Raw genomic sequence first — 13,806 nt, forward strand, 5'->3', positions numbered from 1 at the left:
ATGGCAGATTATGCATGGCTATTACCCGCGGTGCTGTGTGGCTTGATCGCTCTGGTTGGTAACGTGGTACTTGGACAGCAAGTGCTAAAGCGTCAGATTATCTTCATTGATTTGGCGGTGGCACAAGTTGCTGCCTTGGGGGCTGCACTGAGTCACTATTGGTTGAACCAATACGATCTCTTCTCTGGTTCTTTCTTTGGTGAGATGGTTGGCCCTTGGGTGATGTCGTTATTGCTTTGCGGTCTGATCGCCTTAATGGAAAAGCGCTACCAACAGCATTTAGAGCCCATGATTGGCAGCTTGTTTGTGGTGTCGGCGTCACTGGCGATATTACTGGTGAGCAAAGACCCGCACGGTGCCGATTTTATCCAAGGGATTCTCAACGGGCAGTTGTTGTGGTCGACATGGGATGATGTTTGGCCTTTGGCATTAATCACCGCAGCGATGTTGTTATTGGTGTGGCTCAAGCCAGAATTCATGCAGGGCAGTGGCTTCTATCTCATCTTCGCGATATTAATGCCGATTACGGTCAAGTTAACGGGCATCTATTTAGAATTTGCCTTGCTGGTGATTCCGGCCTTGTGTGCCGCAGCACTGAAAGGTACAAGATTCTTCCTTGCGAGCATCAGCATTGGCATCGTGGGGATATTGTCGGGCATCGCGGCGTCAGCGTATTATGACTTACCAAGTGGGGCGAGTATCGTGATCACCTTGTTCATTGCAGGTATGTTGTTCAATCTTTTGCTTCAGCCTTGGCTGCAAAAAGCGCAAACCGTTCATGAAGAAACAGCATGAAAACAGGCTGAGGAACCTGCTCGAACGTTGACCTAGTACTTTGGCTTAATGATAAAAAGGCTCCGCGTGAACGGAGCCTTTTGTTTAGCACTGCTTTTTCTTATTAGTAACCTTGCTAGTTATTAACTGATTACTTAGTTACTTATCTCCTACTATATTAGCAAGATTTGAACAGAGGGAGAGTCTGAGGTTGGATTGAATCTGTCAAAGTGTTATCCAGCGCAGGGAATAATTGATTGATTCCCGTTTCAGACAGTCCTAACCACGCCATTAAGCTTGCATGAAGCTGATCGGAAGAGATGGTTGGAATCACACGCCCACGCGAGAGCAAGTAAGGGCTTGTCTCAGATAAGTCTGGATATTCACCCACGATCGCTTTTCCTGCTACACCGCCGCCCATCACCAATGCGTGGCTTGCCCAGCCGTGGTCCGTACCATCCGTACCGTTTGGAATCAAAGTACGGCCAAATTCTGAATGAGTGAACGTCGTTACCTGATCAAACAAGCCATTGTTTTCCAAAGCTAATTGGAACGCGGCCATCGCTTCTGCCAACTCTTGCAGCAAACCCGTTTGGCGGCTAATTTGAGCTGAGTGAGTATCGAACCCGCCTAACTTACAACTAAAGTACTGTGCAGGATGCTGAAACTGATCTTTATGCAGCAGCAGTTTAAATACCGCTTTTAGTTGATTACCGATGCGTGTTTCTGGGAAGACCTCAGTAATCTCGGCATTCAAAATGGCGCTGAACTCCTGATACATTCTGGTCGAGTCCACTGCAACACCAGCATAGTGAGACTGAAAAACGTTGCCGTAACTGCCCGTATTTTGCAGTTGATCAAACAGATCTCGCGAACGTTGGTCATTAAAAATATCGCTCGGCGGTTGAGAGCCGACCGAGTTAGATTGCGTCTCGATACAGTTGGTCCACACTTGCGTGCCGCCAATATCAAACATTGGTGACAGCTCATTTAGACTGCGCAGCATAGTGCCGAGCTCGGTGGAAGTCTTAGCACCAAAGCCCTCTTTCGACAGAGACTTGGTCGCATGAGACTGAACCATAGTGGATTGATGAGAGTGGCTGAACAAATGAGCAGGGCGAGTACTCTCTCCATAAATCACATTGTTTATGCGTTGTGTCAGTGGGCCTAGGTTCACAACAGGTACAAGGCTAGCATTATCCCAATAAGTCTTGAGCGCAGCCATGGCAGGGTTTAATGCTAGCTTGGCGTCATCATTGACCGCGTCTAAACGAATACAGCTCGTCTCATCCAAAGCCAAGTTGCCACGCAGTGCTCGATATTGGCTGTTCGCCGGTGCGGCAGTTGGGATCAGCATATTGTAGCCATCGTTACCGCCCGCAAGGTCGATACCCACTACGGCGCGATAACCGTTTTTGCACTGATTGAAAGAGTCTGCAAAGGCAGGAAAAGCAGCAAGGTTAAGTGCAGAAACCCCAACACCAGCGGAACCTGCTTGTAAAAAACGACGTCGTGTTAAGTTCATGATGATTACCCCTGTGTGATGAATTCTGGTGAAAGCAGTGCGTTCATAACGAGATTCTTAATCTCTTTGCGCCATTTAGATTGGCGACTTGGGCACTGGGCGAGGTAATCGAGATAGCATTGACGAGCTTGCTCACTCATTTGATAAGCAAACAAATGCTCGTTTAGGTAATCCACTACGCCTTCGTCATCAAAAGCAAGGTATCGGGTGAACAGCACTTCATCCATGTACCAATCTTTGACCTCTTCCTCGAAACGAGCGACAAGCTCACGGAACTGAATCCCATATTTGTAGATGTCATGCCATTGGTACACATTGAATTCTGGTGCCACCAGACCATTAAAATCAGGGTGGTTTGGCGCATCATCAGGTTGGTAATAATAAAACACAGAAGGTGCCGACAGTGGCAACGTTCGGTTATACCAATTGAACTGTTTTGGCCACATCAATACGCCGTCGCGTCGCTTCACTTGTAGCGCGCGCATCGCATGGGTAAACACAGAAAGCGGGTCACGCAATTTACCCACCGTGCTGCCAGAGCGAAGCGCGTCTTTATCCGTCAGAATCGCGATTATTAAGGTTTGCATGTCGCCATCAGAACGTTTGAAAGCACGGCGCACACGGCGAATATAACCCGCTCTTGGGTTGCTGGTCACAAGTTTGTTGATGAAGAACTTAGTCACAAATGTATAGAGCGTGTTTTGGCTCATCAAGAGCTCAATCACCGCTTCTAGTTCTTCTTCTGCGGACAGGCCTGCGGCAAACTTCTTACCTAATATGCGCTTTTCACCCATATCATGCTCGCCGCGCGGCAACATTGGCTGGCTGTACTTATCGTCACCGCGAATATCGATGAACTTCCAACCGGTAAAGACACGCGCCAGTTCTTCGATATCCTCTTGCGTATAAGATGGCACTTCGTTACCTTCGGCATCCAAACGCACTTCACCGTTGTTACGCAGTTTAACTGGGCCAAGCGTGAACAGTTGCAACAGTTCACGTGCGTAGTTTTCATCTGGGGCAGTGAGCTCGTTAGAAACGTTATTCACAAAAGTCAGGTACTCACCCATGATTGGCGATTTCGACACGAAGCGAATCACATCGCGGAAGTTTCCGAAGGCATTGTCGAGCAACCCGTCGAAGTAACTACACATGTAGCGACGCTTAGAAGCTGCTTTAAACGCCGGATCTTTCACGCTGACTACAAAGAGTTGAGACAGGGTATAAGCAATACGCTGACGCAAGATATCATCGCCTTCGACGGTCATGCGTGTCCAGCTGCTGGCGTAATACAAGCCTTGCCCTAAGTCTGGTACGTTGAGCTCATCTTGCTCAAAATGCTTCAGCCAAGAAGACGGTGTAATAAGTGTTTGTTGAGCGACCCAGTTTTCAATGCTTCCTGATTGAACAAGGTCATTAATGTCACGTTGGGATGGCCCGAACGTGCACTGTTGCAGCGTTCTTGCTGCATCTATGTAAGCCTGATTCATTTTATCTCCTGTAGGTTTTATTATCTTTCTCAGGTAAGGCGTCCTTTGCTACGTCCATATTTAAAAGCACGCCGTATCTTTAAATCGTAATCGAGAATTTTGATAACAAGAATGTAATACCCACAGGTTTATTGTGACTTTGCTGCATAATCTAAGAATTAGTTTCATGAGCTCTAAATGAAAGGTGAGTTATTCAACAAGCAGCGCACTTGTTACACCTCAATATCGACAGACGGTGACGGAAGCCCGTTATTTTGCAAACCATCATCAAGTTGTCTTGATTACTTCACATCCGGCTCCCAGACTGTTCCTATAGTTTGAAGTAAATATGAAAGACCCTGCGTATGAGAAGCGCAGCTGTAACACGGCTAGGCATAAAAATAAAAAACGCTAGGGAAAAAGCGAATTTGTAATCTCAACATTTAAGGAAGACCAAGATGAAAGCGGAAAAAGTAGCAGTTGTTACTGGTGCGGCTCGTGGTATTGGCCAAGCGATTTGTGAGCAATTACTGGAGGATGGATTCCACGTCGTCGGGCTAGACATATCGCCTGTGGAATGGAGCCAGTCGGCGCAGCTAAGCAATTATCAAGTCAACTTGTGCGATGCAGCAGCTGTTAGCGAAGTGGTAGACAGTATCATAAAACAGCATGGAAGAATCGATGCGCTGGTTAACAACGCCGGTATCACGCGTGATGCCTTGTTGCCAGACATGCTAGAGCAAGATTGGGACAGCGTTATCGACGTAAACCTAAAAGCGGTGTTCTTGCTTACTCAACGCGTCGCGCCAGTGATGCTAGAGCAGGGCACAGGCAGCATTGTCAGCATCTCTTCTATCGTGGGTACGGATGGCAACATCGGCCAGAGTAATTACGGCGCAAGTAAAGGCGGCGTTATTTCTATGAGCAAAGGCTGGGCGAAAGAGCTATCAAGAAAGGGCGCGCAGATCCGCGTCAATTGCGTTGCACCGGGCTTTATCGCCACCGATATGACCAAGAACCTGCCAGAAAAAGTGATTCAAATGATGGAGAGCAAAACCCCGTTAGGTCGAATGGGCTCAGTGCAAGACATCGCCAATGGCGTCTCCTTCTTAACCTCCGACAAGAGCGCCTACATCACAGGCCAAGTACTCAAGATTGATGGTGGGTTAGTGCTTTAACCTTCAACACTCAGTCTCAAATAACAAACGCCCTTTACTTATGTGAAGGGCGTTTTTGTTGGGGGGAGTCAATTGAGTTACTGGCTAACAGTTGCCCCATTCCTTGTTAGTAACGTTCAACCTCACAAATCACAGTGAGATGGTTTGAACTACTCCTTCTAATCAGCATAGTGTCTATGAAAGTGGGGTCTTACCAACTTCGCCAACTAATTCGAATAGGCCGTCTTATCTCCATTTTTTAACCTACCGAAGAAACGTGTTCTCTGTTAGAGTCACCGTCAACTACGCTATTGAATAAAGACACCCACAGAACGCATGTAATTGATGGATTTTTATTCACCCTTAGAACTCATTTTAGGAATCCCTAGTGACTAACAACGAAATTTTACGTCGTATCCAACACGCGTTAAACCTTAAAAACGCACAGATAATGAAAGCTTTCGGGCAGGCCGAAGTTACTGTGGCTCACGATAAAGTGGCAAACTGGTTAAAAGATGAAAGCGACAAATCTAGCGTTAAGATGAAGGATCAAGAGTTAGCGGTATTCTTAAATGGCTTTATTAACCTCAAGCGAGGCAAAAAAGACGGCGAGCAACTTAAGCCAGAAGTAGCGTTGACCAACAACATGATTCTCATGAAGCTGCGCATTGCGCTAGACATGAAAGCAGAAGATGTGTTGGACGTATTAGAAGTGGTTGATATTAGTTTAAGTAAATACGAAATTGGTGCGTATTTCCGCAAGCCAAACAACAAAAACTACAAACAGTGTGAAGACCAACTGCTGTGCGACTTCTTAAATGGTGTGCAGTTTACCAATCGTCCCGATTCTGAAGAGTTTACTGGGTAATTTTTATCTCGAATCGAACGTGGTAATTGATTAAAAAAGCGAGAACTATTTCATTTGGTTACTCGCTTTTATCATGTTAAAGACCGATATTAGAGCTTCACAATCACGTCTACTCCTTGTCTTTCTTCAGTAGATACCTATCAAACCACGTTGAAATCTGGTCGGCTTTTAGAATCAAGACACACACCGCCCCCTATGACCCCACCAAGCTAAAACCTTAAGCCAGTGAGGGGCCTCTATTCTGGTCAAGCTATTCTAGACATCTTGTAGTGATTCACTCAAACTGGCCACGTATATAGAGTTTTTCCATACTTTTGGTTATGCGAGCAGGGTCACGACTGACGCCATTAGTAACACGGAATTGTCCAAAGCCTTCATAGACTGAATTTATACCTGTTGTGATCACCAAACACTGAAATCGATGATAAAAAGCCCTTCCTACTTCTAGAAAGGGCTTTTTTCTTTCGTTCTACCTATCTACCTAGGCTGCCATTAAACACAGGACTGGCCAAAGTGATGAACCTAAAGTTACTCAGTAGGCAATATGGTGACTGGGGTGAAAGATGCCACCGCGTTGCCACCTGCGCCAGGACGGTCAACATAAGGGGTCTTCTGTAGTAGCGTGTAGTACACGTCTACAAAGTCATCATCGTTAACCAAGATATTGTTTGGAATCAACTCAATGATTTTGCTGGTGATCTGAGGGATGATCACATATCCCTGTACTTCTGGATCAGGGATCATCTTCAGTACTTCTTCTGCGGTTTTGAGCAGCAGTTTTGCAAGCTCTTTATAGTTAGTGCCGTCATCGTGCTCCATCAGAATAATGTCTGCTGCGCCCCAGCGGTAACGAGGCCAAAAAATGATGGTTTGATTTGGGTAATAGGTTTGCTTGTCGTAATCCAGATAAGGCATTTCAACTAGGTCAATCTGCGGTTCTAAACGGCTGGCATCAACACCCGTCACGATCGCGTAGATTTCGGCTTTACCTGAGATCCAAGGTTCTCTATCCACCGCTAAACGAATCTTCGTAAGCTGAGTCGTGTTCAGCTCTTCCGGTTCTGATTCGGATATAGAGTGACGAGCCTTGCCGATTAGAGGTTGTTTTTGAGGGTTGTCGGCACTGTGTTTACCGTCGGCATTAATTTGAGTAGCCATGCCAAGCTGGTTCAGCTCTGCTTGCATTGCCATCAGGCCCGCTTTGAGCTCTTTGGCGCCATCACTGTCAATCACGAAGACAGGGACATCCGGCATTTGGTAGACGTCTAACTCATGAACTTGCCCGTACACGTCATACGCTTCGATGTATTGCCAATCGGCATCGTCACCAGATGGTTCGAATGCGAACAGCGGGCTCTTACCATCATTCCAAGCGTCAATCATGGTTTCATCAGCCATGCGGATTTCAAGAACGGAATCACTGAAGTTATTGATACCTTTCATCTTGCGATAGCTAAGATCGGCGTTTTGCATCTCGTTTGAGAAGGTCGAGTAGGGCTGAGCTGAATTCAGCTTGTCTATCGGCATCGATAAACTTTTTTCGGTGATCTGAGCTTTCAAAGAAGACTCAAGATCGGCGTAGCTGGCACTGATCTGCAAAGCTAACGATTGTTTTTGCTCAGCAACGTTGGTTGAGGTTAATGACGAGGTAGTTGTGTTGATGCTGTCTGCATAGGAATGGAAGCCAACCACCGTGGTAGCAAGCGCCATACTGATCGAGAATGATGGTCTCATAAAAAGTCCTTATTTTAATTTTTATCACTAATAGAGTATTTACCCTACAAGGATCAACCTATCAATTTCATGAATGTGTGGAAAATTTCGCTTGGACTTTTTGTTTCAGTGTGCAGCACAAGATCTCAATTTAATTAAATTTTATAAAATCTATTGAGTGCTAGCTTGATATTTCATAGTTTATAAATTGGTAAATAAGGAATTTGTGGCGTTATTAACTGCTGAATCTGTCTGTGTATCAGCTATTGGAATCGTTTTATGAAGCCGCTAGACAATAAGAACCATTGTGGTTTTTGATCACCGTTCGGTGCTCAAAGCCTTGCACGATAAGGTCCGCATCTTTCAATTCATCTTCTCTATGGCTAGTGAGTAGTGCGACCGTAAAGCATCCAGCTCTTTTCGTTGATAATACGCCTGAGGGGGAATGTTTGAACGCTAATTCAAGATGGGAGAACGGGCAGGGGATGGTACACACAGCTAAAAGCCAACAGTCATAGCTGTTGGCTTTTTTGAAGGGCTAGTGAATCAATTGATATAAGTTGGATACTCTCCGTTTTTAATTCTCGCCTCTATTTGATTTATTACTTGTGGCAATTCTGCAATAGTCTCAATAACGTAGTGCGCACCAGCGGCGTAAAGCACTTTTTCTGCGGCTTGTTTTCGTTGTTCGATTTCTGTTGCTGTCATTGCTTGGAACTCTTCTGGCGTCGCTCCGAACTCGTTACCTGATACAGATAGACCAACCGTCCACATGCCTGCGTTTAGTCCTTCGTGAATACCAGCGACGGCATCATCAACCTTCACGCAATTGCTGACGCGTGTTACGCCCAAATCAATAACGTTCTTTAGTGCCATCCATGGGCCTGGGCGAGAGCCTGCTGCAATTTCATCGCTCGCAACCACACAATCTGGCGCAGATATCATCGTGGAGCTGGGAAGCTAGTGCTCCCAACAAGGACTCCGAATACATTAGCGCAAACCAACTCCGTTATGACTTAATTGTAGTTGCAATAACGGGGCGGACCATACATTTTTGTGGGACAACAATATTGGGTTGTGGGTATGCGATTTCTTCATCAGAAGCGAGAAACATTCACTTTCCTGATATCGAATATTAGCGTTGTTACGATTGTGCGAATGATTCTCGCACATTTAGAGCAAGAGATTAAATTTTACCTTTCAAGTTGTTGAATTTATAGGGAATAAAATTTAATGAAGAAATGCATATCTATTATTTTTACTTGGTGTATAGTGTCGGCAGCTCAAACGGTGAGTTATTGATAATATATTTAGTTCAAGATCTTCTCAGTTTTTTCGATTAAGTTCGTCATATCTATCCTGCGATACCTTATTCTTTATTCCTTATTTAGTAGCTTTCTTTTTAACTTAATCAATGTATCGAGATATATTATGTCAAATAAAACAACTGGCTCAGTAAAATGGTTTAACGAATCTAAAGGTTTTGGATTTATCACTCCTGATAACGGCGGTTCTGACCTGTTTGTTCACTTCAAATCAATTGTTAGTGAAGGCTTCAAAACATTATCTGAAGGCCAAAAGGTTTCTTTTGTTGTTGAGCAAGGTAACAAAGGCCCTCAAGCGGGTAACGTTACGTTAGTGTAAGACATTTCTAAAAAGTCTCTTCTGTCGAGGAGACTTTTTTACTTTACGTTTAATAAAGATCCCGAAGGTTCGAAATACGAATAAAAATAAACGTTGGGATCGATAAGGTAAGAAGTAACATGAGAAAACCAGTAAGAAAATCAAGCAAGAAAACACAGAAAAACAACTTCGAAGAACGATTCGCTGCGATGGTAAAAGAATACCAAGAAGCGAAAGAAATTCTCGAGTCTATGACTGAAGGTTCATCAGAATATTCAGCACAGAAAAAAGCATGCGATAAACTTTTTGCAAATGCTGAACGATACATCAATAAAAAATAATGAATTGAAATGGCTTTATTCTAACCTGAATAAAATTAACTAAAATTATTTTGCTTAGAATCACTACATTTTTAAAAGCCTGAGCCTCAGTTTTCTGCAATCGTTGGTTCAATCTGTGTTGATCTCATTTAGAAAAATCATTGAATTACTGTTGCCCATTTATGTTCTGACTTGTGTAGTATCATTGTTGTTTTCATAGCCAATATGAACGCGGTGCGAAATTCAGTAAACCACCAAAAATAGGATGATATATGAGCAAGCTACCTAAACCGACACAAAAGCAGAAGCAATTTAGTATTAATCCGAAAGGGAAAGGGGTTAAGCGGATACCGGAAGAGTTGAAAACAATGGGTGTTCGCAAACGCATAGAAGAGATTGAGGAACAAAAAGAATGGGATAAGGAGTGGGGACTATGAGCTCAAGAAACCTCTCTGAACTTATCAATACGACACTCCTCTTACACTCCGAAAAGCTGAGTAACTTGGACCGAGACATGCTTACAGGTTTACGAGATCAACTTAATCGTGAGCAAGCTTTGTCAGACAAACAAGTTAAACTGTGTCAAAGGCTACTACGAAAAACGAATCAAACCTGTGTATTTATTCATGACGTTCCAAACGAATCATGATTGCTAGCCAACGTCAGTCTTCACTGCTATCTACCCAGCCATCATCAAGCGTCATTCGACTTAGCATCTGATCCATTAAATCTTTAATCTCAATTCGCATTGCGCCCTCTGGCGCATGATGCTCAGCTGAGCGCTTGGCGTTAGTTAGACTTTTCATGAAGATAGCTTCGCTATCCATCACGGCGTGTTTCGCGTTGAAGTAAGTGACCTGATAGGTCGGCATGGTACTATTCCTTTTGTGGGGACGTGGTGATGTGACGCTTTCAATATAGCATTGTTTCACGCTTAAACGTTCGAACTGACTTGGTTTCTTGCCAAAAGTTGACTAGGCAAACAACTGATTATCAAGGAGTATGGACGGAAAAGACCCGTCACACAATGGTTATTACCTCGCCCCATAAGCCTGCGCACGACGAGTATGTTTCATCGCTTCCCACTGTTTAAGCAACTTAACGTTCCATTTGCCATAATATTACGTGTGTCCCAGACATGTCGTGGTTGTTATCCCCAAAGCTTGTCTGTTGAAAAGCATCGTCTTTCTATGAGCTATCTTGTGCTTGTGGCGTTTCTAAGCTCAGAGGTGATCCATTCGGTGTTTTACACATCTTATTCGTACACAACTATCTTATTCAGCTCTGACTCCAATTCAGTCATCGGTAATACTAACTTTTCTTGCTAAAAAGGTAGAAAAGTTTATAGTATTATTAAGTTGAAATTGAGTATCATCATGCAATTACAGAAAAAAAAATCCAAAGTATCGCTAAACATTAAAATTTCATCAGACTTAGATTATCGTCTTAAACGAGCGAGAAAAGCAGCACGTGAACAGGGGTTGATGTTCAACGTATCTCAAGAAGTTGAAAAGTTTCTTGAGAAGGAAATAAAGAAAGTTGAGCGCCATCTATCAATAGATGAAGAGATTAAGGATAACTTAGAGGAGCTTGGTGGTCTAAATATGGATAAGCTTATGAAATCAATGGATTAATGAAAAGCACTTAAACTAGTACTAATTAGAATAGATAAGCTTGGAGATGATTATGGGAACGATAATTGGGTTACTGATTTTGGCTGTGATCGATGTGCAGCTAAAGCGTAATAGCGGATTGCATTTGCATCAATGGATCGCAAAAAAATACAGTGATTATCAAAAAAACAAAAAAACACCTTTATGACTTACCAATGCCACTGAATTGATTTGAGCCGTATTTCTATTAGAAAAATGCTCAAAAATAAAATCCAGACTGGTAGGTTTACAGAGGACATTTTTGTGGTCGAGTACTTACTATACTTGCTCTAATTTGTAGCAGTTCTAACTCAAAAATGTCCTAAAATGAGTTCCATCGAACATCGCTATTGAAGACAAAAATCGCCCTTAACGTTATCGTCAAGAGCTTGATTCACTCACCCCCAAACTACCTTTGACGCACGTAAGTCGTTTTCACTAACGTATCTAAAATAACCTCGCTTTTCGTCACTTTGAAGTTGAGTGGTCGTTCCAAATCACCAAACAAAGGTGCGCCGCCGCCAAGTAGGATAGGGAAGCGCGTGATCACCATTTCATCAATAAGATCTTCTTTTAGGAAGTTCTGAATCGTCACACCGCCGTCGATGTAAAGATCGTTAAAGCCTTTTGCATTTAGGTCAGCAAGCACATCTTTTAGCTCGCCTTTTACTAAAAAGACTTTGTCTTCGTAGCCTTGTGGCACTTCTGTCATGGTGTTGCTGAGTACGAACACCGGTTTGCTGTATGGCCAATCGCAATCAAAGCTCAGCACTGCATCCAAGGTATTGCGTCCCATCACCAAGCCATCAATGCGTTCCATCAGTGAGAAGAAGCCAGTATCAATATTGTCTGGGTTTGGTACTGAATGTAGCCATTCTAGTTTGCCCTGTTTATCTGCGATGTAACCGTCCAGACTGGTTGCAATAAATACGATATTTGCCATGAGTACCTCATTAAAATGTTGGTGCTTGAGCCAAGTTAAAGGTTAGGTTAAAATTAATTCTACAATGTAGAATAATGCTGAGTTTATCGGGAAGATCAAATGTCTGTCAACGAAAAGAAACGCGGAAGACCGGCCGCCAAGCAGTCGCAGCTAAGCGCAGAAGGCATCTTAGAATCGGCCAAGCTATTGATGAAAAAGGATGGAAAGGTACCAAGCATTCGCTCGTTAGCGACGCAATTAAATGTCGATCCTATGGCGATCTATCACTACTTCAAAAATAAGAATGCCTTGCTTGAAGCGTTAACCACATCGCTGGTGGAGGAAATTTATCAACCTCAAATGAATGAAGATTGGCAAGGTGAACTCAAAAGCTTGTCTGTTAGCTACATTGCACTGCTACGTGAGTACAACGGGTTGTTGCAAACCATGTTGAGCATGACATCCCATGGCCCAGCTCAAGTGTTTACCGAGCGTTATCGAATCATTGTTGAGCCTTTGGGTTTATCCCCGCAAGTGGAGAAAGACAGTTTGGACTTGCTGGCGGATTACCTACATGGGTTCGCGTTCTCAATCAGTTGTTGTCACGATGCAAGCTTGATTAAGACTGAGATGATGGATGGACCGCTGAAGCTGATTTGTTCCTCGTTGTTGGTATCTCGAACCTAGCTCACATTAACGTGTACTTTTTACTTATAGCGTGAAAGAAATTCCCATAACCAAAGGTTCTAACTAAAAGAGATTGAAGGACTTTTATTTGGCGAATTCGACCTAATATCTTGAATAGGCTTTATCGTATTTGGCGATGGGGACATTTGATTATGCTTGCTGGCGTGATTAGGACGTCAGTTTGAAGATGCATTCAAACACAATAAGGGATAACAATGACTAACGAATATACTCCACCAAAAGTTTGGACAAACGACAACGAAAACGGCGGCCAATGGGCAAGTATTAACCGTCCAGATTCTGGTGCAAGACATGAGCAGGCGCTTCCTGTTGGCGAGCACCCATTCCAGCTTTACTCAATGGGTACGCCAAATGGTCAGAAAGTCACGATCATGTTTGAAGAACTGTTAGCAGCTGGTGTAACGGAAGCAGAATACGACGCGTATTTGATCAAGATTGGTGATGGTGATCAGTTTGGCTCTGGCTTTGTGTCGGTGAACCCAAACTCGAAGATTCCTGCACTAGCGGATCATTCCGGTGATGAGCCAGTGAACGTATTCGAATCTGGTAACATCTTGTTCTATCTCGCGGAGAAGTTTGGTCACTTCCTACCACAAGAAGGTGCAAAGCGCGCTGAAGTCATGAACTGGTTGTTCTGGCTGCAAGGTTCTGCGCCATACTTGGGCGGTGGTTTTGGTCACTTTTACGCATACGCACCAGAGAAGTTCGAGTACCCAATTAACCGTTTCACGATGGAAACAAAACGTCAGCTAGATGTACTGGATAAGCGTCTTGCGAACAATGAATTCCTTGGTGGCGATGAGTACAGCATCGCTGATATCGCAACTTGGCCTTGGTACGGCAACCTTGTATTGGGTCGTGCTTACGATGCGGCTGAATTCCTAGATGTAGCAAGCTACAAAAACGTCGTGCGTTGGGCAAAAGCGATTGATGAACGTGACGCGGTAAAACGTGGTCGCATTGTTAACCGCGCATGGGGTGAAGAGTGGGAGCAAGTGGCAGAGCGTCACAGCGCATCAGACATTGATGCGGCGCTGGCGAAGAAGCCTGAATAATTGCCCTTTCTGAATGAGTA

At 44.0% G+C, this 13,806-nt stretch carries 15 protein-coding genes and 1 pseudogene; 9 read left to right on the forward strand and 7 right to left on the reverse strand.

Going from position 1 to position 13,806, the window contains the following annotated elements; genetic code table 11:
- The gene (locus tag ATB76_RS13205; RefSeq protein ID WP_061035424.1) at window positions 1-795 is read left to right on the forward strand and encodes a metal ABC transporter permease; all 795 of its coding nucleotides are present in this window, start codon (window positions 1-3) and stop codon (window positions 793-795) included.
- A gap of 157 nt (window positions 796-952) precedes the next feature.
- Here ATB76_RS13205 and ATB76_RS13210 read toward each other — a convergent pair whose 3' ends face one another.
- Both ATB76_RS13210 and ATB76_RS13215 read right to left on the reverse strand, forming a co-directional pair.
- Entirely contained in the window at window positions 953-2,299 is a 1,347-nt protein-coding gene (locus ATB76_RS13210; protein ID WP_061035425.1) for a DUF1501 domain-containing protein, read from the reverse strand.
- 5 nt (window positions 2,300-2,304) lie between these two features.
- On the reverse strand, window positions 2,305-3,789 hold the full coding sequence (locus ATB76_RS13215; RefSeq protein ID WP_061035426.1) for a DUF1800 family protein: 1,485 nt from the start codon (window positions 3,787-3,789) through the stop codon (window positions 2,305-2,307).
- A gap of 437 nt (window positions 3,790-4,226) precedes the next feature.
- On the opposite strand from ATB76_RS13215, the gene ATB76_RS13220 reads away from it, so the two are divergent.
- Together ATB76_RS13220 and ATB76_RS13225 are read left to right on the forward strand one after the other, a co-directional pair.
- Window positions 4,227-4,946, forward strand: a complete 720-nt coding sequence (locus ATB76_RS13220) for a beta-ketoacyl-ACP reductase (protein ID WP_061035427.1) — start codon at window positions 4,227-4,229, stop codon at window positions 4,944-4,946.
- A 367-nt stretch (window positions 4,947-5,313) separates the two neighbouring features.
- The gene (locus ATB76_RS13225; protein WP_061035428.1) at window positions 5,314-5,793 is read left to right on the forward strand and encodes a DUF1456 family protein; all 480 of its coding nucleotides are present in this window, start codon (window positions 5,314-5,316) and stop codon (window positions 5,791-5,793) included.
- Between the two features lie 528 nt (window positions 5,794-6,321).
- Here ATB76_RS13225 and ATB76_RS13230 read toward each other — a convergent pair.
- The 3 genes and pseudogenes from ATB76_RS13230 to ATB76_RS13235 all read right to left on the reverse strand — a co-directional run bounded on the left by ATB76_RS13230 (window position 6,322) and on the right by ATB76_RS13235 (window position 8,451).
- The gene (locus tag ATB76_RS13230; protein ID WP_061035429.1) at window positions 6,322-7,527 is read right to left on the reverse strand and encodes a DUF3103 domain-containing protein; all 1,206 of its coding nucleotides are present in this window, start codon (window positions 7,525-7,527) and stop codon (window positions 6,322-6,324) included.
- 256 nt (window positions 7,528-7,783) lie between these two features.
- Window positions 7,784-7,966: pseudogene (locus ATB76_RS28650) on the reverse strand (haloacid dehalogenase); the annotation flags it as partial.
- An 86-nt stretch (window positions 7,967-8,052) separates the two neighbouring features.
- Window positions 8,053-8,451, reverse strand: a complete 399-nt coding sequence (locus ATB76_RS13235; protein WP_081094910.1) for an HAD-IA family hydrolase — start codon at window positions 8,449-8,451, stop codon at window positions 8,053-8,055.
- 486 nt (window positions 8,452-8,937) lie between these two features.
- On the opposite strand from ATB76_RS13235, the gene ATB76_RS13240 reads away from it, so the two are divergent.
- The 3 genes from ATB76_RS13240 (at window position 8,938) to ATB76_RS28455 (ending at window position 9,886) form a co-directional block, all read left to right on the forward strand.
- The gene (locus ATB76_RS13240; RefSeq protein ID WP_038865127.1) at window positions 8,938-9,150 is read left to right on the forward strand and encodes a cold-shock protein; all 213 of its coding nucleotides are present in this window, start codon (window positions 8,938-8,940) and stop codon (window positions 9,148-9,150) included.
- 119 nt (window positions 9,151-9,269) lie between these two features.
- Window positions 9,270-9,470, forward strand: coding sequence for a hypothetical protein (locus ATB76_RS13245; RefSeq protein ID WP_061035430.1), 201 nt, complete (start codon window positions 9,270-9,272; stop codon window positions 9,468-9,470).
- A 251-nt stretch (window positions 9,471-9,721) separates the two neighbouring features.
- Window positions 9,722-9,886 (forward strand): hypothetical protein, encoded by a 165-nt coding sequence (locus ATB76_RS28455; RefSeq protein ID WP_164492023.1) that lies wholly within the window; start codon window positions 9,722-9,724, stop codon window positions 9,884-9,886.
- A 225-nt stretch (window positions 9,887-10,111) separates the two neighbouring features.
- Here the strand turns inward: ATB76_RS28455 and ATB76_RS13255 are convergent, their stop codons facing one another.
- Window positions 10,112-10,321, reverse strand: a complete 210-nt coding sequence (locus tag ATB76_RS13255) for a hypothetical protein (protein ID WP_038882392.1) — start codon at window positions 10,319-10,321, stop codon at window positions 10,112-10,114.
- A gap of 504 nt (window positions 10,322-10,825) precedes the next feature.
- Here ATB76_RS13255 and ATB76_RS13260 point away from each other — a divergent pair.
- Window positions 10,826-11,083: a hypothetical protein gene (locus tag ATB76_RS13260; protein ID WP_038865133.1), complete on the forward strand. Its 258-nt coding sequence runs from the start codon at window positions 10,826-10,828 to the stop codon at window positions 11,081-11,083.
- A 427-nt stretch (window positions 11,084-11,510) separates the two neighbouring features.
- Here the strand turns inward: ATB76_RS13260 and ATB76_RS13265 are convergent, their stop codons facing one another.
- On the reverse strand, window positions 11,511-12,044 hold the full coding sequence (locus tag ATB76_RS13265; RefSeq protein WP_061035431.1) for a dihydrofolate reductase family protein: 534 nt from the start codon (window positions 12,042-12,044) through the stop codon (window positions 11,511-11,513).
- Window positions 12,045-12,143: 99 nt separating this feature from the next.
- Here ATB76_RS13265 and ATB76_RS13270 point away from each other — a divergent pair, with 99 nt between their 5' ends.
- Window positions 12,144-12,710: a TetR/AcrR family transcriptional regulator gene (locus tag ATB76_RS13270; RefSeq protein ID WP_038865136.1), complete on the forward strand. Its 567-nt coding sequence runs from the start codon at window positions 12,144-12,146 to the stop codon at window positions 12,708-12,710.
- A gap of 215 nt (window positions 12,711-12,925) precedes the next feature.
- Window positions 12,926-13,786 carry a glutathione-dependent disulfide-bond oxidoreductase gene (yghU, locus tag ATB76_RS13275; RefSeq protein WP_061035432.1) on the forward strand — a complete coding sequence of 287 codons (861 nt, stop codon included), beginning with the start codon at window positions 12,926-12,928 and terminating at the stop codon, window positions 13,784-13,786.
- Window positions 13,787-13,806 lie beyond the last annotated feature (20 nt).

Origin of the sequence: Vibrio sp. MOR3, assembly GCF_001557775.1 — a bacterium.
In the GTDB taxonomy this organism is placed as follows: domain Bacteria; phylum Pseudomonadota; class Gammaproteobacteria; order Enterobacterales; family Vibrionaceae; genus Vibrio; species Vibrio jasicida.